Raw genomic sequence first — 20,870 nt, 5'->3', positions numbered from 1 at the left:
CAGTTTTAGTTGCCTATTGTCATTGTCGGGTACATGCCCGCATCCGGCCCGGCCTGGAAGGGCTGCAGGATGTTGAAGCACGCATCCTGGGTTTTCTGGGCATGCCCGCGGGTCTTGTCGGAGCCGTCGAAGTATGCGCCGTTTTCCTCACGGATGTGGTCGATGCGGTGTTTGAACGCTTCGACGAATGCCTTTCCGTCTCCCTTGAAGGTGGCGTTGCCCAGGGTGACGTCGGTGGCTTTTGCCAGTTCGTCGAGGTTCACGCACTGCGTCTCCAGGTCGGCCTGCCTGGTCACATAACCCCATACTGCCGAATTTTCAGGTATCTCAATGGGCTCTTCGGCGTCAATGATTGTGTGCGGCATGACGATGGAGTCGCGACCGATGGTGATGGGGTTTTTCTCGGTGCCGTGGACAAAGGAGTTGAAGCCCACGAACACGTTCTGGCCGTTCCGGGTCCAGATGACCTTGCCGCCGTGGGCGGTGACGTTGTTGCCTTCGAAGATCGAGTTGGCGATGTAGCAGTTTTCCTGCGCGTTGGCCCCTTTGCCGATGACGGAATTCTCGATGTGGGCGCGCTGCACGACCAGGGCGTTCTCGCCGATTTCACAGGTCCCCTTGATCACGGCGTAGGGGGAGACGTAGGCGGAGTCCGGGATGTCGATGATCGACTCCGGGGTGGCCGTGGAGTAAATGGGCACGAAGTCTTCCTTGAGGTCGTCCACGTAGTCGATGAATTTGCCCGAGAGTTTGCCGTTTTCGTCGAGCTTGACGTATTGCTCGACCACGCCTTCGGGGTAGAGATAGTTGAACTCGAACAGTCCGTTGGCCCGGAGCCAGACGCGTCCCGGCTCGATGGTGATGCGGGACAGGTCGCCCGCCTGGACGTAGGAGAAGTCGCCGATGACGCAGTTGTGCAGCACGGACAGGTCCACGGTGGAGAATGCGCCGAGATAGGCGCCCTCGGTGGTGGTGCCGTGGATGTTGGAATAGTGCATGGCCACGGTGTTCAGGATGCGGAACACCTCGGGGATCTGCGGGTTCTTGGAATGGTTGTGGATCAGGGTCTTGACCAGGTAGGAGTTGATGATCCGGATCACCTCGTCATAGAAGAGCTTGGTTTTCACTCCGTTGAACTCCACCACGTCGCCTTTCTGCTTGAGCTCGTCGCCCCGGACGTCGGACTTGTAGAGCACGGAGCGGTCCACCTGGGTCTTGCCCAGAAAGTAGGAACCGGCGAGGTTGGAGTTGACGAATTTGAAGCTGATGGGATGGTCTTCGGTCAGGGCGTAGAACGCGTAATACAGCAGGTGGCGTTCCCTGGGGATAGCGTTTTTGAGCAGGGGCCGGACGTCAATGCCCATGGGCTTGAGATTGACGTTGACCCGGGCCGCGATATGATCAAAGAGGGCTTCGAGTTTTTCCATGATGGTACCATTATAGTTGTAGTTTGGAAGGACGGCTGTCGTACAGTGCACGACAGCCGTCCTTCTGTCCAGGCTTTCAGTAGGCCGGTTCTGTGTTCCCTATGCCGTTACAGGGTAATGGGCATGCCCATGATCGGCCAGACGACCAGCACGAAGATGGCGGTCACGATCATGAGCAGCAGGGACGCCGGGATGCCCCAGCCGAAGAACTCTCCGGTGGTGAACTGGCCGGAGTCGTAGGCGATGGCGTTGGGAGCCGCGCCCACCAGCAGCAGGAAGGGCATACCGGCCACGACCAGGGATGCGTAGAGGATGACTTCCGGGGCCACGCCGAGATAGGGGGCGATGACCAGGGCCACGGGCAGCGATATGGCGATGGCCGCCACGTTCATTATGAAGTTTGTCATGATCATCACGAAGAAGGCGATGGACATGACGAAGATGAACCAGTTCGCGTCGGCGAACATGACCAGCCAGTTGACGGCCATCCATTTTGCCGCGCCGGTCTCCCAGAGGCAGAAGCCGATGGACATGGCACCGGCGAAGAGCAGGATGATGTTCCAGGGGATGTCTTCCAGGTCCTTGAGATCGAGGATCTTGAAGACGAAGAAGAGCACCGAGGAACAGAGGATGATGGCGGTCTTGTCCACGGCCTTGAGGGCGGGCACGAAAGCGCGCAGGGACATGATGCAGATGACCGAGCCGACGATGACGGCGGCCAGAATCTCGTCGCGGGTGAGCGAGCCCATTTTGGCGTTGAGTTCGCGTGCCTTTTCGCGGAGGCCGGGGATGCGTTCCTTCTCGGGTTTCAGGCAGATCATGAAGAAGGCCCACAGCAGGAAGGTCATGCCCCAGCCGATGGGGGCCATGTAGTAGGTCAGCTCGAAGAAGCCGACGTCAACATTGATGATTTCCTTGTAGAATCCCAATGCCACGGCGCCGCGGGCCGCGCCGAGCAGGGTGACGATGGAGCCCGCGCCGGCCACATAGGCCATGCCGATGAACAAGCCCTTGCCGAACTTGGTGGGCTTGTCGCCTTCACCGTACAGGGCGTAGATGGCCAGCAGCAGCGGATAGATGGTGGCGGCCACGGCGGTGTGGGCCATGATGTGCGTCAGGGCTGCCGTGACGACGAACACGCCCAGATAGATCATGGACGTCCTTTCACCCACGATGTCCAGCATCTTGTACGCCAGCCGTTTGGTCAGACCGGTCTTGGTGAAGACCAGGCCGATCATGATGGAGGCGAAGATGAACAGGACGGACGGGTCCATGAAGTCCTTGAAGGCCACCTTGGCCGGGCGGATCAGGAACATGACCTGCAGGATGCCGATCATGAGCGAGGTCACGCCGATGGGCACGACCTCGAAGACCCACCAGGTGCCGGCGAGCAGGAATACGGCGATGGCCCCCTTGCCTTCCGGGGTCAGGATGAAGTGTTCGCCGTTGGGGTCGATGGCGTCGGGCCATTGGGGACAGAAATTGACAAATGCGAAAAGGGCCACGCCGGTCAACAGGAAGACAAGGCGTTTCCAGTCGAATGCGGGTTTGGCGGTTTGTGCGGCTTCCATGGTTATCTCCTCGTGCGACTCGGGCCTAGCCGTCCAGGACGCAGGCGTTCATGCGGTTGACGATTTCGGCAAACACGTCCGACATCCTGAGGACGCCGGTGACCTTGCCGTTGTTGCGGACGATCAGGGGCTGCGGGGTGCCTATCATATACAGGTGCACGCCGTGCTCGATGTCGCTGTCTTCCTCGATGTACTGGCTCGCATCCGGGGAATGCATGGCGTCCGCCACCTTGACGTCCACGGCCTTGCCGCAGATGTTCGACAGGCTGTCGCTCCAGAGATTGAACTCCTTGAACTGATCGGCCACGAGGCGATTGGTCAGGGTGTCCGTGTCCAGGGCCTTGCCCGTGAGTTTGCGGTAGTTGGGCTCAAGCGCCAGGATCATGTCGCTCATGGTCAACACGCCCACAAAGGCCTTGTTGTCGTCCACGACCAGGATGTCCCTGTGTTTGCTGGCATTCAAGGCAGCGGCCACATCGCCGAGACAGGCGTCTTTACCGAGTGTCTCGTAGTCGGCCACCGGAATCATCAACTCTTTGACTTTCATGAAATCCTTCCTCCCAAGAAGTGTGTTTCACACGTATCTGAACGCCACTCCCCCCTTTTCAGGGGCGTGGCGCCCGTATGTCGTCAACGCTGTGGAACCCGGAAACGCCGCTCCCCAAAGCCCCCTAACCAGACGGCGGGAATGCCCTCCGTCGGGATCGGCTCTTCCGAGGGTCCGGGTTCCTATACATAGCAATTGGTTGACTGCGTCAAGACTCTTGTGTGAAAAAGAGAACAAGAGCAAAATGAAACACAATGAAACAAACTCGGCATGATGGTGTGTTTCAATGTGAAACGTTTCGAGACAAAAGAAGGCTAGTGCAGGATCTGGCCGGGAGCGAGCTTGCCCATGAGGTAGGCTTCGAGAACCGCATCGGCCGGCCCGCAGACGTCGTCGATGACGTCGATCCCCTTGCGCTTGAGGAACTCGAATATTTCCTTGTCCATCCCGGCGCAGACGATGGTCATGACGTTCTCGGATTTGACCAGCTGGTACATGGCTTCGCCCGATGGGGTGTCCAAAACCACGACCCGCTCGTGAATCTGGCCCATGACGCTTGTTTCCCTGGTCACCGAGACCACCAGGGCCTCGGAGGCCAGGTCGAAGCGGGGGGCAACCTCGTTTTCGTGGAGGGGGATGAGTATCTTTTCCATGTCGAGCCTACTCTATGCCGAAGTGTTTCATTTTGCGCCACAGGGTGGAGCGGCCCCAGCCCAGGAGTTCGGCTGCCTGCCGTTTTCTGCCGCCGGATTTGACCAGAGCTTCGAGGATCATCTTGCGTTGCACGTCTTCCCACCGTTCGGGAGGAGTGGTGCGGACCGTGCCGGGGGGTTGCTGGATTTCCGAAGGCGTGGCCACCAGGTTGCCGGGCAACCCCGGCCCCTGGAGCATGTAGCCGGGGAGATGGCGCATGCTGACGACGCCCGAGTCGCAGAAGTTGACCGCGTATTCGATGAGGTTGCGCAGTTCCCTGATGTTGCCGGGAAAGGTGTACGACTTGAGCAGGGTGTCCACGTTCTTGGAGAACCCTTTCACCGTCTTGTTGAACCGCGCCTGGAACATCTTGAGGAAGTGGTCCTGCAGAAGCAGGATGTCCTCGCCCCGCTCCCGCAGGGGGGGCAGATGGAGGCGGATGACGTTGAGACGGTAGAGCAGGTCCTGGCGGAACCGCTTCTGCCGGACCAGTTCGTCCAGGTCGTTGTTGGAGGCGGCCATGATGCGGACGTCCGTGCGCGCGCCGCGGGTGGAGCCAACCGGGTAGACCACGTGATCGTCCATGTAGGCCAGCAGTTTGGTCTGGAGATGCATGGGCAGGTCGGCCACCTCCGAGATGAACAGGGTGCCGCCGTGGGCCATGCGCAGCCGTCCGGGCTTGGGCATGTCCGCACCGGGGAAGGCGTTCTTGGCATGGCCGAAAAACTCGGACTCGAGCAGTTCCTCGGGCAGGGCGCCGCAGTTGACCTTGATGAAGGGGCCGTCCCGGTCGGACTCGTTGTGGATCTCTTCGGCCAGCATGTCCTTGCCCGTGCCGGTTTCGCCGGTAATCAGCACCGGCGAGTCGGTCTGGGCGATGGACGGGGTCATGGCGAATATCTTGCGTATCTTGGGGCTGCGCCCGACCAGCTCGCCGAGTCCGTAGGCGTGGACCGGGACCTCGTTCAGGAGGCTTTCGGAGCGGGGCTGGACGGCCTCGACCACGCCCCTGATGGACCCGTTTCCGTCGATGATCGGGGCCAGGGTCAGGTTGATGAAGATTTTTTCCCGGGACCGGTTGACGATGTTGCCTTCCACGGTCCGGGGGCTGCGCGCCTTCCAACTGGTCATGACCGGGCAGTCCTTCATGCAGAAGTCGCAGCGGAGGGCGTGCAGACAGCGCATGCCGAGCACCTTGCGCCCGTCGACACCGGTCAGGGATTCGTATTTCTTGTTCACCGCCAGCAGGACGCCGCTCTTGTCCATGATGGCCACGCCGATGGGCAGGGTGTCCAGAATGGTGAGGAGCCCTTTGGTGTCGGACAGGCTGTGCAGCAGTTGGGATGTGTCGGTAAATGGCATGGCGTTGGTTCGGATGGTTCAATCTGTTTCATCGTGAACCGTAATGAAACAATCCGGTAAAGACAAGCCCTGTCGAGCCCGTGGGGGCAATGAAAAGCCCCGGCGGACCGGGGCTTTTCATGACGCGGCGGCGGGCCGCGATTATTCGTTCATTTCATCAATGAGGATGCGCAGGTCGCCCGACAATCGCGCCAGCTCGGTGATGGCCAAGACCGACTGGTTCATGCCGTCGGCGGTTTCGAGGGCGATGCGGTTGATGTCGTCCACGGCCTGGTTGATCTCCTCGCTGGCCGCAGATTGCTGTTCGGCGGCGGTGGCGATGGACTGGACCTGGCCCGAGGTGTCGTCGGCGTAGGTGACGATGGACTCCAGGGATTCGCCGGACTTGTTTGCCAGGTCCGTAGCCTGTTCCACAGCCCGGGCAGCGGTTTCCACACTCTTGATGTTGCTGGCGGCCGCGTCCTGGATGACCTGGATGGCCGTGCCCACTTCCTTGGTGGCGTCCATGGTCTTTTCCGCCAGTTTGCGGACCTCGTCGGCGACTACGGCAAAGCCGCGTCCCGCCTCGCCCGCGCGGGCCGCCTCGATGGCGGCGTTGAGCGCCAGGAGGTTGGTCTGGTCCGCGATGTCCTCGATGACGGTCATGATCTGGCCGATGTCCGTGGTCTGGCCGCCCAACTGGCCCATGGACTGCTTGAGGGTGGATGTCAGTTCATACACTTCCTGGATGGCGGAGATGGCGTCCTTGACCACGGCTGAGCCTTCCTGTGCCTGGGTCCTGGCGTTGGCGGCCGATTCCGCCGAGCTGGCGGAGTTCCTGGCGACCTCCAGGACGGTGGCGTTCATCTCTTCCATGGCCGTGGCGGTCTGGGTGGTGCGGTCCCGCTGGGTATCCGCGCCCGCGCTGACCTGATCGGCTTGGGCGGAGAGTTGGTCCGCCGCCGAGGTCACCTGTTCGGCGATGAGCGCGGCCTCGCCCGCGATGCGCTGCATCTTGGACAACAGCTCGGAGGCCTTGGCCTCCTGCGTCTTGGCTTCGTTCATGGCCTCTTCGGCATATCCCTTGGCCTCTTCGGCTTCCGTTTGCTTCTCGGCGGCTTCGAACATCTTGGCCTTGAGTTTGTCCACCATGGTGGAGATGGCGTCCTTGACCACGCCCAGTTCGGCCGTGAAGTTTCCTTCGGGCTGTGCGTCCAGGTTGCCGTCGGCCACGTCTCCCGCAAAGGCGCGGATGCGGTTGAGGGGCCTGACGATGATCAACCGGACCAGAATCCATGCAATGACGCCCACGGCCAGCAGGACGGCGACGGTTTCAATGGCCGCGTATATCTCGGCCTTGAGGATGTCGGCCTTGGCGTTTTCCAGTGACGATATGACCTGGAACGCGCCGTGGATTTCACCTTCCTTCCAGCCTTCCTTGACGCCGCCCACCGGGTCCCGATCGCCTTTTTTGGCGCCATGGCAGTAGAGGCATTCCTTGGTCAGCCGGATGGCCCGGAAATACCGGATCTGGTGATCCTCGACGACCACCTTTTCGGTCAGGTCCTTGGCCTTGAGCTCGGCCAGGATGTCTTCCTCGAACGGGGTGGGCTTGTTGACCGGATTTCGCGGGGCCACCTTGGGCACCCGGAATGTGAAATTGAGTTCCTTGGCCTTTCGGTCCGCCATCTTGATGGCCGTTATGACGGGAATGGCTTCAAGGAGTTGCTCCCGAGATTTGATCTGGTCGAAGGGAAGGACGATGCCCATTTCGAGCTTCTTGGCCATTTCGTCCCTGGCGGCTTCGGCCATGAGGACAAGGGTTCGGCTCTGCAGGATGAGAGATTCTTCGGCATCGAGCCGGATCTGGACGACCTGATGAAAGGACAGAACAGCGGCTACGATGGCCGGTCCGAGAAGAGCCAGGGCCAGGACTTTCCATTTTAAACTGAGTTGAGAAAACATTGCGTCCCCTGTCTGTGATGGTGAAACCGACGAGCAGTCCTCGTTATCGGATTAATTATGTATCTCATTTAGAGAGTGGTGGGAATTATTTTGAGCGCCGGGAAGTGCCCGGCGGAAAGCGGTGTGTTGTCTCCGGGATCAGAATTGGAAATACAGGAATTCGCTTGGCAGGTTGGCGGACATGAGCACCAGGGCGATGGTGGCGAAAGCGGCCGTGTAGAAGGCGGCGATAACCGGGGACGGGCGGCAGACGGCGGCCCATTCGTGCGAGTCGCGGTAGAAGTGGTCCTGGATGGTGAACAGGACGATTGCGGCCAGGTAGCCGGAGAATTCCAGGCCGCCGGAAAATGCCTGGACCGCCAGTTGCCGGGCCTCGGGGCCGAAGTCGGCCATGCGCGCAAGCAGCCCGTTGGCCGTGGAAAAGTCGGGGGCGCGGAAGTAGACCCAGGCCGCGTTGACGAACAGGAAGGTCAGCAGCCAGGCCGCAGGGCGGGGCAGGCGGAATCCGCCCTGCCGGTACCAGCGATGGACGACCATGCCCGCGCCGTGCATGGCCCCCCAGGCCACGAACGTCCAGCCCGCGCCGTGCCAGATGCCGCCGATCAGGAAGGTCAGGAAAAGGTTGGCGCAGGTGGGGATCAGTCCGCCCCTGTTGCCGCCCAGCGGGAAGTACACGTAGTTGCGCAGGAATCGTCCCAGTGTGATGTGCCACCGTTGCCAGAACTCCTGGATGTTCATGGACAGGTAGGGGGAGTTGAAGTTCCACGGCAGGTCGATGTTGAACAGCTTGGCCGAGCCCAGGGCGATGTCCATGTAGCCGGAGAAGTCGTAGTAGAGCTGGAAGGTATAGGCCAGGCTGGTTTTCCAGGCGCCCCAGAAGGTCAGCGCGTCCACATCAGAGTAGCCGTCCGCCACCCACAGGCCGAGCCTGTCCGCGATGATCACCTTCTTGATCAGCCCGATGGCGATGAGCAGCAGGCCGGTGTTGACCATGGACCAGTCCGTCTTCCGGTCGGGCAGTTCCCTGAACTGGGGCATCATCTCCCTGTGGTAGACGATGGGACCGGCGATGAGCTGCGGGAAGAAGGTGACGAAGAGCAGGTAGTCCGCGAAGTCGTACCGCATCTCCCGGTCGCGGTAGGTGTCCACGAGGAAGGATATCTGCTGGAAGGTGAAGAAGCTGATGCCGATGGGCAGGATGATGTTCAGGGCCGGGGCGCTGGAGCCGAAGACGTGCATGACGTTGTCCAGCGCGAACTGGGCGTATTTGAAGTAGCCGAGCAGGCCGAGGTTGACCGTAAATCCGAGCAGGAGCAGGGGGCGCGGGTTGGCGGCTCCGGGCATGGTGCGGCCTATGAGATAGTTCACGCAGACCGAGAAGCCGATGAGCAGCAGGTATTGGGGCGCCCAGGAGCCGTAGAAGACCAGGGAGGACAGGGCCAGGAAGACGTTCATGACCCGCCCGTTGCCGAACAGCCGGAGCAGGCTGAACCCCAGGAAGACCAGCGGCAGGAAAAGGAAGAGGTACTGGATGGAGTTGAAGAGCACGGCTATTTCACCTCCGCCCGTTTGAAGGCCTCGGCCACGTACGGTTCCAGCAGGTCGGCGGCGATCCTGTTGCCCGCCGGGGACCAGTGGTCGTCGCAGACGAAGAACACGTCCTCGGCATCGAGTTTCCTGGCCGCCATCTCTTCAAGCATGTCGCAGTAGATGAAGCCGACCTCTTTCGACAGCTTGCGAAACTCTTCGCTCAGGGGGGCCGTCCTGCCGCCCTGTTTATCCCGCTCAACGAAATCGGAATGGGTGGCGATGGAAAAGACCACCAGGGGCTTGTCGCCCACTTCCTTGGCGATCTGCTCCAGGCTGTAGCGCATGATGTCCCAGTCCGCCGGGTCGAAGTCGTAATAGGCCGAGTGCTCGCGGCCCTGATTGTCGTTGTGTTCGGCCACCCAGCGGGGCTGCAGCTCGAAGTTGCGGATGCGATAGGAGCCGAGGTAGCGCATGGCCCGGTAGAAGGAGGACCACTCGCGCAGGGTGAAGTCGAAGCTTTTGAAGAAATCCGGTGATTTTTTGCGAACGTAGAGCTTGTCCTGGGAATAGAACAACTCGTAGTTCGGGTAGGTGCCGCGCAGGTATGGGCGGCGCTTCAAGGTTCCGGCCCGTCTGGTGCTGTTGTCCTGGAAGTCGTTGTGCGGGAGGACGCCGATGAGCACCACGTCGTGGTCGAACTGCTTGATCATGTACTTGTATTGCAGCCACTCCTGAATGGTTCCGAAATAGCCCGAAGTGGCGAAGTTGAGAAACTCCCGGCCCATATCCATTTCAAGATTGTCGGTCAGCCGCTCCCCGATCTCGTTGCCCCAGCCTTCGATGAAGGAGTCGCCCAGGACCACGGCCCGGGGTTTGCCGCTCAGGTTCTCCCTGGTCCTTTCCCGGTCGCGCATGCCCAGCGAGTTGGCCCGGTATTCGACCACGAAGCAGGATTTGTTGTGCAGGTAGGTGGAGTTGGGTTCGTGCCAGGTGCCGAAGTGTTCGTCCAGGTTGGCCCAGAAGTTGTTGTTTGCGTCAACGACCCGGTAGGTGGGCAGGGGAATGGACTGGTTGATGTAGCGGATATAGAACAGGCAGCCGATTTCGATGAACACGATGAAGCTGATCAGGAATATCCCGAAGTTCTTTAAATAGGTAGTGATCGGTTTCATGCGTCGTGTCGGGCGGGAACGCGCTGTCCCGCCGTGCGGTTGGTTGCTTGTGATATGGCTGCCATGCCAATGGCGCGGGCGGTCATCGGACCGGCGTCCGCAGCCGTTCGTCCGCCAGCCTTTCCAGTTGGCGCAGGGTGAACCGCGTCCGCAGGGACAGGGGCTTGAGTTGGGCCTTGATCCGCCTGCGCCAGGAGTGGAAGCGGCTGCGCTCCTTGTCCGGGAGGATGTTCGATATGGCCGACGGCGCGGGCGTGTAGCTGTTCAAGAGCGACAGGGCGGTTTGCTTGTCCTGGTTGCACAGCGCCTGGGCCAGGGGCACGAAGTTCCTGTCGAGTTTCAGCTCGGGCCTGATGAATTCCTGGGTGAAGTATTCCGGCTTCAACCCCTTGAACGTCTTGAGGGCGTAGTCCAGCCATTTGATGCCCCACTCCGCGCCTTCTTCCGGAAGCCGGGCGGCCAGCTTCTTCACGTCCCGGAAAAAGTTTTCCTGGAGAAATCTGATGACGGGCTTGATCTGCCCGGCGTCCATGAGGATATCCTTGGCCAGGAGGAAGCTCGCGAACTGGTGGTGGATGAGCGTGTCCATGGTCATGCGGTTGGGCTTGTGCTCCTGGCGGAAGAAATAGAAGAAGCTGCCGCACTGGGAGAAGGACTCGATGCGCGTCAGCACTTGGAGCATGAAGCAGTAATCCTGGCCGGACTTGTAGGGAGGGTGTTCGAGGTTGTTGTCCGTCAGCACGCTGCGCCGGATGATCCACCGCCAGGCGACCTTTGATTTCCAATACCGGGGATCGGCAAAGGTCAGGTTGGCCGCCGGGGGATGGTAGAAGTATTTCCGTGAATTGAACGTCTTGTCCGAGAAGACCACCGCGTTGCCGCAGACCGCGTCCACCTTGTCCCGCTCGGCCACCGCGAGCAGGTCGCGCACCGCGTTCCTGTCCAGGAAGTCGTCGGCGTCCAGGAACAGGACGAATTCGCCTTTTGCGTTGTCCTGGGCCATCTGACGGGCCTTGCCGTGTCCCTGGTTGGTCTGGTGGATGACACGAACGCGCCCGTCCTGCGCGGCATAGTGATCGGCGACGTCCCCTGAACCGTCCGTGGACCCGTCGTTGACCACCAGCACCTCGATGTCCGGCTCTGTCTGGTACAGGCAGGATTCGAGGCAGACGGGCAGCCACGGCTCCATGTTGTAGCAGGGAATGGCGAAGGTCATTTTCGGCATGGGGGCTGTCTACCAAAGAGTGGAAATGGTTGTAAAGGAAAGTCTGGCCGCAGGAGACCGCTTTCAGGATTGTTGAGGCGGGTTTAATCCGCTGTATTCATTGTATTTGTTTTCATAAAGACAGGGCGGCGCCGGAACAATGTCCGGGCCGCCCCGAGGTCTGGAGCCGTCAGTGACGAAGGCGGGAGCTTTTTGCCCGCGTGGCTTCCTTCATTCCTGCAGGAGCATCAGCCGCCGAACCAGCCGGGGGCGAGCACTTGCAGGGCTTTGGTGTAGTGGACCCGCAGGTCCTCAAGCTTTCCGCCGATGATCTTTTCCTGACCACCGAGGCTTGAGGGGCAGGTGTCCTGCATCTCGGCGGCAATGGCCTCGAGTTCCTTTACCGTGGATTTGATCAGGATGAGTTCGTCCCCCAGGCTGCTGCTCTTGTCCGACGCAAGGACGTCGTAGAGTCGCGCCTTCCATGTGTTCAGTTCCATTTCCAGTCCCTTGCAATAGTGGGCGACGGCCTCCTGTTTTCCCGCGTCGGTCGGGCAGCCGTCGATTCCCATGCAGCTCGGGCACGGTCCGGGGTAATCCATGTTGGGCATAGTGTTCTCCGTGTGGTTGAAGGTTGTCACTATGCCCGTGATACCCCAACCCATCGGTGCGGGGTGTTATTTTTTTCTTTTCATGGGGAAAAGACGGGACCGGGCTCACGGCATAAGGAAAAAGCCCCCATCCTGTCGGATGAGGGCTTGTTTCATTCTGGTGCCGAAGAGAAGACTCGAACTTCCACGGTCGTGAAACCACATGGTCCTGAACCATGCGTGTCTACCAATTCCACCACTTCGGCACGTTCAGCGAGAAAGAGTTATATAGAGGCCCATGGTCATTGGCAAGTGTTTTTTCTCATTATTTTGACATTCTTTGGACAGGTCGGCTGACGGGGGGCTAATTGCTTGAAATTTTCTAGAAATAACAATAAGTTGTTTGAGTCAATTCGGAGGGGGACATGGAAAATTTTTTATTGTTGATCGTCTGTATGCTGTTGGGTATCGGACTGAGGATTACCGGTATTGTCGGTGAAAATGGTCCGATGACCATCAATGCGGTCATCATCCATATGTCCCTGCCTGCCCTGGCGATTCTCTACGCCCATGAATTGCCCCTCGGGGTGGCGCTGATTCTGCCTGCGGCCATGGCCTGGATCGTCTTCGGCCTGGGCTACCTTCTGTTCTTCCATGTGCTCAAGGGGATGAAGGGCATGGACCGCAAGACGCAGGTCTGCCTGGCCCTGACCGCCGGGCTGGGCAACACCTCCTTTGTTGGCCTGCCCATGATCGAGACCTTTTTCGGTCCCGAGTACCTGGGCGTGGGCATGCTCTGCGACACGGCCGGGACGTTCATGGCCCTGTCCATCCCCGGCATCATCCTGGCCGCCGGGGTTTCCGGCGAGAAGATCAGCGGGGCGGCCCTGGCCAGGAAGGTGCTGCTGTTCCCGCCGCTGTTGTCCATCGTGCTCGGGTTCGCCCTGCAGCCCGTGGCCTATCCCCCGTGGCTCGTCTCCATTCTGGAGCGCATGGGCGGGACCCTCAGCCCGCTGGCCCTGTTGTCCGTGGGGCTGACCCTGCGCTTCGGGGCCATCCGCGGGCACGCCAGGGAACTGCTGGTCGGGCTGGGCTACAAGATCGTCCTGGCCCCGCTCATCATCTTCATCCTTTATATATATGTCCTGGACGCCACGGACCTCGTGGCCAAGGTCACGGTCTTCGAGTCCGCCATGGCCCCCATGATCACCGGGGGCATCATCGCCATGACCTACGGGGCGCGTCCCTCCCTGGCCGCTTCCATGCTCGGGGTGGGCATCCCCCTGTCCTTCCTGACCTTGCCCTTGTGGTACATGCTGCTCATGGCCGTCTAGCCCGGATGAAGCGAAAAAGCGCGCCCGCATTCATGCAGGCGCGCTTTTTTTGTTTCGGGATGACTAGAACCGTTCGAAGTCCTTGTCGGCCGGTTCGTCCATGTCCATGTCGAAGCCTTCGGGCTCCCGGGCCTGCCGCGCGGGCGGCAGTTGCGCGGGCGACGATGCGGGCCGGGCCGTCTTGCGAACCATGGAGCGGGACGCGGCGGCGAAATAGTCCTGTCCGCCGATGTCGAAGAAGCGCATGCCCTCCTGAAGTTGTCCCGCCTGCTGGGTGAATTCCTTGGCCGTGGCCGCCAGTTCCTCCGAGGCTCCGGCGTTCTGCTGGATGACGGAATCCAGTTCCTGGATGGCCTTGTTGATCTCGTTGGCGCCTGCATCCTGTTCGATGCTCGCCCTGGATATCTCCTGCACCAGGTCGGCGGTCTTGCGGATATCCGGCACCATCTTGGTGAGCATGGCTCCGGCCTCGTCCGCCTTGGCCAGGGTGCTGGTCGAGAGTTCGCCGATTTCGGCTGCGGCCGTTCCGCTTCGCTCCGCCAGCTTGCGGACCTCGGCGGCGACCACTGCGAACCCCTTGCCCGCCTCACCGGCCCTGGCCGCCTCGATGGCCGCGTTCAGGGCGAGCAGGTTGGTCTGCCTGGCGATATCTTCGATGATGGAGATTCGTTCGGCGATGTGCTTGATGGAAGCCACAGCCTCCATGACCGTTTCGCCGCCCTTCTGGGCGTCCTGGGCGGTCTGGCTCGCCATGCGTTCCGTCTCGCGGGAGTTTTCCGTGTTGCGGCTGATCTGGCTGATCATCTGCTCCATGGATGAGGAGACTTCCTCCACCGAGGCCGCCTGGCGGTTCGCGCCGTCGGCCAGGGATTGGGCCGAGGCGGTCACTTCCGTGCTGCCCAGGGCCACATTCCCCGCTCCGGCCTTGGCCTGGCCTACGATGGCGCGCAGCCGCGAGACCATGGTGCCGAGGGCCGTGGTCAACAAACCCGGCTCATCCTTGTATTCCGACGTGATGTCCTTGGTCAGGTCGCCGTCGGCCACCTGGTGCGCCAGTTCAACGGCCTCGTTGAGCGGCTGGACGATGGATCGGACCAGGAACAGGCAGATGGGCAGGACGATCAGGATGAAAACGCCCGCCACCGTGCCGCCGATGGTCCAGGCGTAGGTCGAGACCAGGCTGTCCATGTCGGCAACGATGGCCGCTTTCTCATTGGCCACATTGTCCAGGTAGACGCCGGTGCCGATCCACATGTCCGTGCCAGGGATGAGCATGGCGTAGGAGAGCTTGGGCTGGTCGCCTTTTTCCGGCTTGGGCCAGATGTATTCGAGGAAGCCGCCGCCGTTGTGGGCCAGCTTGTTCAGTTCCTGGACCAGCATGACGCCGTTGGGGTCCTTGAGATGGCCGAGGTCCTTGCCCTGGAGGGCCTTGTTGGGCGGCAGGGCCACACAGATGGTCTTGTTGTAAACGAAGAAATAGCCGGACTTGTCGTCTTCAAAGCGGATTTCGTCCACCAGGTTGCGGATGATCCCGATCTTGCCGTCGAGTTCCGGGACGTCGGCGATGGCCGACCCGATACTGACGGCCATGGACTGGGTGGCGACGAGAAGTTTGCGTTTCTCGCCGGTGATCATGGCTTGCGTCGATTCCTCGACGCCTATTTCCTTGACCTTTTCTATGCCGTTGAGAAAGGCGTAGGAAAAACCGATGATAAAAAGGACAATGCCGCAAATAAGGGCAAGGATTCGTGTCTTGATGGTGATTCTTCTGAGCATTCGGGCCTCCAATGCTGATGACTTTTGTCGTTTTCTAGCATGGCCCGGGAAGAGAAAACCATTATTCTTGTGCGAAAATAAACGGTCCCGACATTATTTGTCGAAAGCGGGATCGGAGCAGGCGCCGGTGTCCTGTACGTAGACCGGTTCCTCGACCTGGATCAGGTCGTTGAAGGTCGTGAGCCGAATGTGCGAGGCCTCGCTCAGGCACTCGCCCTTGTGCAGCAGCACGGTCCCGTCTTTGGTGACCATGTCCTGCGTCATGGTCATGCCGGGTTTCAGGTCGGCTACGGGAATTCCCGCGCCCTGGGGAGCGGAGGCGGCGAGCCCGCTGCGGCTCAAGGCCTCGACAACGGCGGGATCGTATACCTCGGGCCGTTTGCGCATGTGGAGCAGCGCTTTTTCCTGGCTGGCCCCGTTGAGCAGCATCTGGTCCATGTCCTGGCACACCTTGAGAATGCGGGCGCCCATCGGCGGATTTTGTGAGCAGGGGGTGTTCTGGAGATGGAGAATCTCGGCCATTTTCGCCATGCGCGGGACATTCTCCAGCAGCCGGTTGGCGATGCCGGGATGGGTGCGGAAGGTCTGCATGTCCTGTTTGGTGATGCCGGCACCCGTCTCCATTTTTCTGAGCAGCGTCCTGGGCAGCCCGACGCAGCCGACGTTGGCGAGCATGATGACCATGTCCATGAACTGGGGCGAAAGGGCCTTGAGGTTGCGGTTGATCTGCTGGGCCCTGGCGCGGATGCGTTTGCTGCGGGTCACGGCCTCCGGATGCGTCATTTTCATGATGTCCACAAGCATCTTGACGCCACCGACAAGGGTGCCCTTCATGGACTCGTTTTCGACTTTTTCACGCCTATGGCGGCCTATGGCGTCGGTGACCGCCTTTCGGAGTTCCTCGGCCTTGCACGGTTTGGGCAGGAGCCAGGATATGGCGGCGGAGTTGACGAGCTGCATGGCCTGCTCGAAATCAGGGGTGGCGGTGACGGCGATGCGCCTGATCTTCGGGTGGTTTTTCCTTACTGCGGCCAGAAATGCGCGGCCGTCCCGGCCCGCCAGGACCATGTCGGCGATGACCACCGAATAATCGTGTTTGCCGCCCAGCGCCTTGAGGGCCTTTTCGCCGCTGTCCGTCAGGCTGAGAACCACGGCACCGCCCAGTGCGCCCTTTGCGGATTTGGCAAAATTCTTGTCCTTGGTGACAAGCATGATTTTCGGAAGCGCCATGGTGATTCCCCGTACCTATATGCCCGAAACGGCGATGTCGCCCTTTTCCGGGTCCCAATGGATTTTCGATGCCTGCACGGCCTTTTTGAGCTTCAGGGTCTTGTTGCCGATCCTGACCGTGGTGCCTGCGTGGGCCGTTTTCCTGGCCGTGATGCCGATTCGGGCCAGTTCCTTGCCCCGGGCGATGAGGCGCTGTTTCTTTTCCTCTTCGATCCCACGAATCTTGGCCAGCAGCAGGGCCTTGGCCTTGAAGAGCTCCGCCAGGATGGCCCGGTCTTCCTTGGGGGCCGAGAGCAGGGCCGCCGCCGCGTCGTCCGCCCCGATGAACTTTTTCAGTTCCTCGACCCTCTTCTGGAGTTTGTGCGTTCTATCGTCGATGTCCTGGTCTTCGCCGCCGGGCAGGGCCAGGGTGACCTTCGTGGTCGAGCCCACGTCGGTGCCCACCTCGGCCACGTCCATACCGCCGCAGACGTAAACGCCGCCGTTGGCCAACCCCTTGTCGGACCCCGATATGACGCGGCCCGTGGCGATGATGTCGCAGTTGACGAAGTCCACTTCGGCCACCACGTCGCCGCCGGCCCGGATGGTGGCGTTGCGGAAAAATTTGGCGCTGACGGTGCCGCCCGCTTCAATGAGGCCGCCCTCGTCCATGAGCACGCCGCCGCCTACCGTGACGTCATTCCCGGCCCGAAGGGTGGCGTTTTCCACCACTTCCTCCACCACAAGGTTGTCCTGGGCCGTGACTTCCGCGCCCGTGGTGACCGTTCCCTTGATGAGGATGGAGCCTTTGTCAACGTGCACGTTGCCCGAGGCAAGGTCCACGTCCGAGTTGATTTCCAGGATGTCGGAGACGGAGAGGGTGTCGTCCTTGTGTACGATCATGCCCGCCATGGTGGCCGTGAACACCTGGGTGACCCCGTCGCCGCCTGCGGAAGTGACGCCGGTCCCGGCCTTGAGAGCCAGGGGCTTGCCGTCCTTGGCGGGCAGTTCGTTCCCCAGGACGTCGAAGCCCGACTTGCCCGGGGTCGGCGGGGTCAGGGAGGCGACGTGTTCGCCTTCGGCCACACAGGCCATGCCGCCCCGTTCGCGGAAATTGATGCTGCCGTCCTTCTGACGGGTGCCGATGTCGTCCCCGCTCTGGAAGCTGAGCTTGACCTGGCCGTCCCGGCCGTTCAACGGCTCCACGCCGTGTGCGATGACCACTTCCATGACCGGGTTTCCGGTCTTTTTGGCCTCGGCCACGGCGGCGTCCAGGGCGTCATTGTCGATGCCTCGGCAACCTTCGGGCAGCCAGTCGCGGTATTTGTCGTCGGAAATGGGGTCCCCGAAGCAGTCCGTGGGGTAAAAGTCCATGGTCATGGTCATCCCGTCTTCGGACACGGTCCATAGCGGGATGACGTTCAGGCCGTCCTGGTCGGCCTGGACAAGGCCCACCGTGTCGGCGGTCACAGTGGCTGCATCGGGATTGCAGATGAGGTGTGAACTCGGGTAGGGCATTTCATCGCCCATGCCCGGAGACAGTTCCGGCGGCAGACCGGCCTCATTGAGTTCGGCAAAGGGTTTGCCGGGTATGACCGGGAGAGTGAAGTCGCCCAGAGGGGTGATGCTGCCTTCGGTCAGCGGGCAGCGTGTTTCGTCAGCAGCCATTGTTTCGTCTCCTTGGCGCCAGGGACGCCGGCACCGGAAAGTCGAATTTATCCGAAGCGTGGCAGATATCAAAATTTTGGTCAATGATATTCGCGTATTCTCCTCAGCCTGTTTGGAAAAGGTGCCGATATTCCGGGCAACAAAACAGGGTCTTCGGCTGTTTCTTCCGCTGAGGTTTCCTGATATCATCCCTCGGGTATGCGAATTGAAAATTATCGACATCTTGAGAAATATCTGGATGGGCTCGGCCTGTTCCACATGGATTTGACCCTCGACAGAATGGAGCGCTTTTGGGAGTCCTCGGGCATGCCGGACCTGCCGGTTGTCCATGTGGTAGGCACCAACGGCAAGGGCTCCACCGCCGCGTTTTTCGCCTCCCTGGCCCGCGCCCACGGGCTCAAGGTGGGCGTGTTCACATCGCCCCACTTTCTGACCATGCGCGAGCGGGTGCAGATCAACCGGGCCATGCTTTCCCAAGCCCGATGGGTCGAACTGGCGAATGCCATCCTGTCCGCCCCCGCAGGGGCGGAGTTGACCTATTTCGAGTTCCAGACCTGCCTGGCCATGCTCGCCTTCCGGCAGGAGCGGGTGGACGTGGCCGTCATGGAAGCCGGGCTCGGCGGCCGATTCGACGCCACCAATGTCTTTGCGCCGGAGCTGGTTCTGTATACGCCCATCGGCATGGATCACGAAAAGGTCCTCGGCGACACCCTGGCCGCCATCGCCCGCGACAAGGCCGGGGCCCTGCGAGCAGGGAGCTGCGGCGTGACGGGCCCCCAGGACCCGGACGCGCTTCTGGAGCTGGAGAACAGGGCCGAAGCCGTGGGAGCCCGTCTCATGTATGCCGTGGACATGGCCGAGCCGGTTGCGGCGCGGCGTTTGGGAATTCCGGGCATCCATCAGACGGTCAACGCCCGGCTCGCGTTGGCCGGATGGCGCTGGTTCGCTGCCGGGCACGACCTGAAGAGTGAGACCGACAAGGAGATATTCGGCCTGGAAACCGCCTTTCTGCCCGGGCGGTTCCAGCGCGTCGACGTGGACGGGCGCGAGGTCATCCTGGACGGGGCGCACAACCCCCACGCCCTCGCCGCGCTCAAGGCCGCCCTGGCGGCGTCGGGCTCGGAGCCTGGATGCGTGATCTTTTCCTGCATGGAGGACAAGGACCTCGATGCCATGGTGCCGATGGTCCGGGACCTGACGCCGGGTCCGGTCCTGGCGGTGCCCATGGCCTATGACCGCGCCTGCCGCACCGAACGGCTGGCAGAAACATTTGGTGAGAAGGCTGTTGTGCTGGATTCCCTCGAAGCGGCCTTGGCCGAAGGGTCGAAATATTCCTCGCCGACACTCATCTGCGGGTCCTTGTATTTGCTTGCGGACTTCTATACCCTGTATCCGCACTTTCTCACCGCATAACACAGGGAAGATCATGAGTACGTTGTTCAGGCACCTGCCCTCCGTGGACTCCGCTCTGTCCGCGCTTGAATCGGTCAAGGACATGCAATCCTTGCCGAGGCCCTTGATCAAGCAATTGGTCAACGAATTTTTCGACATATGCCGCGAGGAGATCCGGTCCGGCGTCGTCGCCGAGCCGGACGAGCTCAAGCTGGAAGCCTTGCTGCCCCGGCTGGCGGCCTTTGCCAGGGTCGGGGCCCGCCCTCATTTCAGGCGGGTGCTCAACGGCACCGGCGTGGTCATTCATACCAACTTGGGCCGTTCGCTGCTGTCCAAGTCCGCCATCGAGGCCGTGGCCGAGGCGTGCGGCCATTACTCCAACTGCGAGTTCGACCTGTCCACCGGGCAGCGGGGCAGCCGCTATTCCCATGTGGAGAAAATCCTCTGCGACATCACCGGGGCCGAGGCGGCCATGGTCGTCAACAACAATGCCGCCGCCGTGTTCATTATGCTGGAGACCCTGGCGCGGGGCAGGGAAGTCATCGTGTCGCGCGGGCAGCTCGTCGAGATCGGCGGTTCGTTCCGCATCCCGGACGTCATGACCAAGTCCGGCGCGGTGCTGCGCGAGGTCGGGGCCACCAACCGGACCCATGTGCACGACTACGAGAACGCCATAGGCGACGAAACGGGCGCGCTCATGCGGGTCCACACCTCCAATTTCCGGGTCGTCGGCTTTACCAAGGAAGTCAGCCTGGCCGAGATGCGTGCGCTGGGCGACAGGTACAACCTGCCGGTCATCGAGGACCTTGGCAGCGGCTCCCTGTATGCCCTGGAAGGGGAGGGGCTGCTCGGCGAACCCACGGTCCAGCAGGTGGTGGCCCAGGGAGCGGATGTGGTATCCTTTTCCGGGGACAAGGTCCTCGGAGGCCCCCAGGCGGGCATCATCGTGGGCCGCAGGGAATACATCGACCGCATCAAGAAGAATCCGGTCAACCGGGCCATGCGCATCGACAAGATGACCCTGGCCGCCCTGGAGGCGACCCTGCGGTCGTACCTCGACATGGACGAGGCCCGGCGGCAGGTGCCCACGCTCAAGATGATCACCGCCTCCGAGGAGGCGCTCAAGTCCAAGGCCCGCCGTCTGGCCGAGGTTATCCGCAAGCGGCTGGGCAAAAAGGCCAGAGTGACCATGCGCAAGGGCATGTCCCGCGTTGGCGGCGGTGCCTTCCCCGAATACGACCTGCCCACCACCGTGGTGGCCCTGGCCGTGAAGAACATTTCTGCGGGCGAGCTTCGGGAGGCCCTCCTGAAGACCGACCCGCCGCTGGTGGCGCGCATCGAGGACGAGGAATTCCTCCTGGACCCGCGCACCCTGGATTCCACGGAACTCAAACTGGTGGCGGATGCCCTGGAACAGGCCGTGTCCGCGTCGGCCTCATAAACAAGGAAGA

The 20,870-nt window shown here is 61.3% G+C and carries 16 protein-coding genes and 1 tRNA gene; 3 read left to right on the top strand and 14 right to left on the bottom strand.

Features of this window, described 5'->3' with window-relative positions:
• Positions 1 to 5: 5 nt before the first annotated feature.
• The 11 genes from OO730_RS03810 to OO730_RS03760 all read right to left on the bottom strand — a co-directional run bounded on the left by OO730_RS03810 (position 6) and on the right by OO730_RS03760 (position 12,306).
• Entirely contained in the window at positions 6 to 1,427 is a 1,422-nt protein-coding gene (locus OO730_RS03810) for a transferase (RefSeq protein ID WP_264983250.1), read from the bottom strand.
• Positions 1,428 to 1,534: 107 nt separating this feature from the next.
• A complete protein-coding gene (locus OO730_RS03805; protein WP_264983249.1) occupies positions 1,535 to 2,998 on the bottom strand; it encodes an SLC13 family permease in 1,464 nt (487 codons plus the stop codon).
• Positions 2,999 to 3,023: 25 nt separating this feature from the next.
• A complete protein-coding gene (locus OO730_RS03800; protein WP_264983248.1) occupies positions 3,024 to 3,545 on the bottom strand; it encodes a CBS domain-containing protein in 522 nt (173 codons plus the stop codon).
• Positions 3,546 to 3,859: 314 nt separating this feature from the next.
• The gene (locus OO730_RS03795) at positions 3,860 to 4,198 is read right to left on the bottom strand and encodes a NifB/NifX family molybdenum-iron cluster-binding protein (RefSeq protein ID WP_264983247.1); all 339 of its coding nucleotides are present in this window, start codon (positions 4,196 to 4,198) and stop codon (positions 3,860 to 3,862) included.
• A gap of 7 nt (positions 4,199 to 4,205) precedes the next feature.
• Positions 4,206 to 5,600 carry a sigma-54 interaction domain-containing protein gene (locus OO730_RS03790; RefSeq protein ID WP_264983246.1) on the bottom strand — a complete coding sequence of 465 codons (1,395 nt, stop codon included), beginning with the start codon at positions 5,598 to 5,600 and terminating at the stop codon, positions 4,206 to 4,208.
• A 141-nt stretch (positions 5,601 to 5,741) separates the two neighbouring features.
• A complete protein-coding gene (locus OO730_RS03785; RefSeq protein ID WP_264983245.1) occupies positions 5,742 to 7,544 on the bottom strand; it encodes a methyl-accepting chemotaxis protein in 1,803 nt (600 codons plus the stop codon).
• A 138-nt stretch (positions 7,545 to 7,682) separates the two neighbouring features.
• The gene (locus tag OO730_RS03780; RefSeq protein ID WP_264983244.1) at positions 7,683 to 9,092 is read right to left on the bottom strand and encodes an MBOAT family O-acyltransferase; all 1,410 of its coding nucleotides are present in this window, start codon (positions 9,090 to 9,092) and stop codon (positions 7,683 to 7,685) included.
• Between the two features lie 2 nt (positions 9,093 to 9,094).
• Complete coding sequence (locus OO730_RS03775; protein ID WP_264983243.1) at positions 9,095 to 10,246, bottom strand: SGNH/GDSL hydrolase family protein; 1,152 nt, start codon at positions 10,244 to 10,246, stop codon at positions 9,095 to 9,097.
• A gap of 82 nt (positions 10,247 to 10,328) precedes the next feature.
• Positions 10,329 to 11,471 carry a glycosyltransferase family 2 protein gene (locus OO730_RS03770; RefSeq protein WP_264983242.1) on the bottom strand — a complete coding sequence of 381 codons (1,143 nt, stop codon included), beginning with the start codon at positions 11,469 to 11,471 and terminating at the stop codon, positions 10,329 to 10,331.
• A 227-nt stretch (positions 11,472 to 11,698) separates the two neighbouring features.
• Positions 11,699 to 12,061, bottom strand: a complete 363-nt coding sequence (locus tag OO730_RS03765; RefSeq protein ID WP_264983241.1) for a hypothetical protein — start codon at positions 12,059 to 12,061, stop codon at positions 11,699 to 11,701.
• Between the two features lie 158 nt (positions 12,062 to 12,219).
• Positions 12,220 to 12,306, bottom strand: a tRNA-Leu gene (locus tag OO730_RS03760).
• A 159-nt stretch (positions 12,307 to 12,465) separates the two neighbouring features.
• On the opposite strand from OO730_RS03760, the gene OO730_RS03755 reads away from it, so the two are divergent.
• The gene (locus OO730_RS03755) at positions 12,466 to 13,374 is read left to right on the top strand and encodes an AEC family transporter (protein ID WP_264983240.1); all 909 of its coding nucleotides are present in this window, start codon (positions 12,466 to 12,468) and stop codon (positions 13,372 to 13,374) included.
• 63 nt (positions 13,375 to 13,437) lie between these two features.
• On the opposite strand, the gene OO730_RS03750 is transcribed toward OO730_RS03755, so the two are convergent.
• From OO730_RS03750 to OO730_RS03740, 3 genes are all read right to left on the bottom strand, one after another.
• Positions 13,438 to 15,150: a methyl-accepting chemotaxis protein gene (locus OO730_RS03750; protein ID WP_264983239.1), complete on the bottom strand. Its 1,713-nt coding sequence runs from the start codon at positions 15,148 to 15,150 to the stop codon at positions 13,438 to 13,440.
• A gap of 93 nt (positions 15,151 to 15,243) precedes the next feature.
• Positions 15,244 to 16,380, bottom strand: coding sequence for an HD domain-containing phosphohydrolase (locus OO730_RS03745; protein WP_264983238.1), 1,137 nt, complete (start codon positions 16,378 to 16,380; stop codon positions 15,244 to 15,246).
• A gap of 15 nt (positions 16,381 to 16,395) precedes the next feature.
• A complete protein-coding gene (locus OO730_RS03740) occupies positions 16,396 to 18,027 on the bottom strand; it encodes a DUF342 domain-containing protein (protein WP_264983237.1) in 1,632 nt (543 codons plus the stop codon).
• A gap of 306 nt (positions 18,028 to 18,333) precedes the next feature.
• On the opposite strand from OO730_RS03740, the gene OO730_RS03735 reads away from it, so the two are divergent.
• A complete protein-coding gene (locus tag OO730_RS03735; protein ID WP_407681906.1) occupies positions 18,334 to 19,440 on the top strand; it encodes a bifunctional folylpolyglutamate synthase/dihydrofolate synthase in 1,107 nt (368 codons plus the stop codon).
• Positions 19,441 to 19,453: 13 nt separating this feature from the next.
• On the top strand, positions 19,454 to 20,860 hold the full coding sequence (selA, locus tag OO730_RS03730) for an L-seryl-tRNA(Sec) selenium transferase (protein ID WP_264983235.1): 1,407 nt from the start codon (positions 19,454 to 19,456) through the stop codon (positions 20,858 to 20,860).
• The last annotated feature ends 10 nt before the right edge of the window (positions 20,861 to 20,870 follow it).

Source organism: Pseudodesulfovibrio portus (genome assembly GCF_026000375.1).
Taxonomy (GTDB): Bacteria; Desulfobacterota; Desulfovibrionia; order Desulfovibrionales; family Desulfovibrionaceae; genus Pseudodesulfovibrio; species Pseudodesulfovibrio portus.
The sequence above is the reverse complement of the archived record's forward strand: the minus strand, read 5'-3'. Positions and strand labels throughout refer to the sequence as shown.

Bases quoted from the DNA above. Each gene is read 5' to 3' on its own strand.
- OO730_RS03810 (WP_264983250.1), bottom strand. From the start codon at position 1,427: ATGGAAAAACTCGAAGCCCTCTTTGATCATATCGCGGCCCGGGTCAAC.
- OO730_RS03805 (WP_264983249.1), bottom strand. From the start codon at position 2,998: ATGGAAGCCGCACAAACCGCCAAACCCGCATTCGACTGGAAACGCCTT.
- OO730_RS03800 (WP_264983248.1), bottom strand. From the start codon at position 3,545: ATGAAAGTCAAAGAGTTGATGATTCCGGTGGCCGACTACGAGACACTC.
- OO730_RS03795 (WP_264983247.1), bottom strand. From the start codon at position 4,198: ATGGAAAAGATACTCATCCCCCTCCACGAAAACGAGGTTGCCCCCCGC.
- OO730_RS03790 (WP_264983246.1), bottom strand. From the start codon at position 5,600: ATGCCATTTACCGACACATCCCAACTGCTGCACAGCCTGTCCGACACC.
- OO730_RS03785 (WP_264983245.1), bottom strand. From the start codon at position 7,544: ATGTTTTCTCAACTCAGTTTAAAATGGAAAGTCCTGGCCCTGGCTCTT.
- OO730_RS03775 (WP_264983243.1), bottom strand. From the start codon at position 10,246: ATGAAACCGATCACTACCTATTTAAAGAACTTCGGGATATTCCTGATC.
- OO730_RS03770 (WP_264983242.1), bottom strand. From the start codon at position 11,471: ATGCCGAAAATGACCTTCGCCATTCCCTGCTACAACATGGAGCCGTGG.
- OO730_RS03765 (WP_264983241.1), bottom strand. From the start codon at position 12,061: ATGCCCAACATGGATTACCCCGGACCGTGCCCGAGCTGCATGGGAATC.
- OO730_RS03755 (WP_264983240.1), top strand. From the start codon at position 12,466: ATGGAAAATTTTTTATTGTTGATCGTCTGTATGCTGTTGGGTATCGGA.
- OO730_RS03750 (WP_264983239.1), bottom strand. From the start codon at position 15,150: ATGCTCAGAAGAATCACCATCAAGACACGAATCCTTGCCCTTATTTGC.
- OO730_RS03745 (WP_264983238.1), bottom strand. From the start codon at position 16,380: ATGGCGCTTCCGAAAATCATGCTTGTCACCAAGGACAAGAATTTTGCC.
- OO730_RS03740 (WP_264983237.1), bottom strand. From the start codon at position 18,027: ATGGCTGCTGACGAAACACGCTGCCCGCTGACCGAAGGCAGCATCACC.
- OO730_RS03735 (WP_407681906.1), top strand. From the start codon at position 18,334: ATGCCGGACCTGCCGGTTGTCCATGTGGTAGGCACCAACGGCAAGGGC.
- selA (WP_264983235.1), top strand. From the start codon at position 19,454: ATGAGTACGTTGTTCAGGCACCTGCCCTCCGTGGACTCCGCTCTGTCC.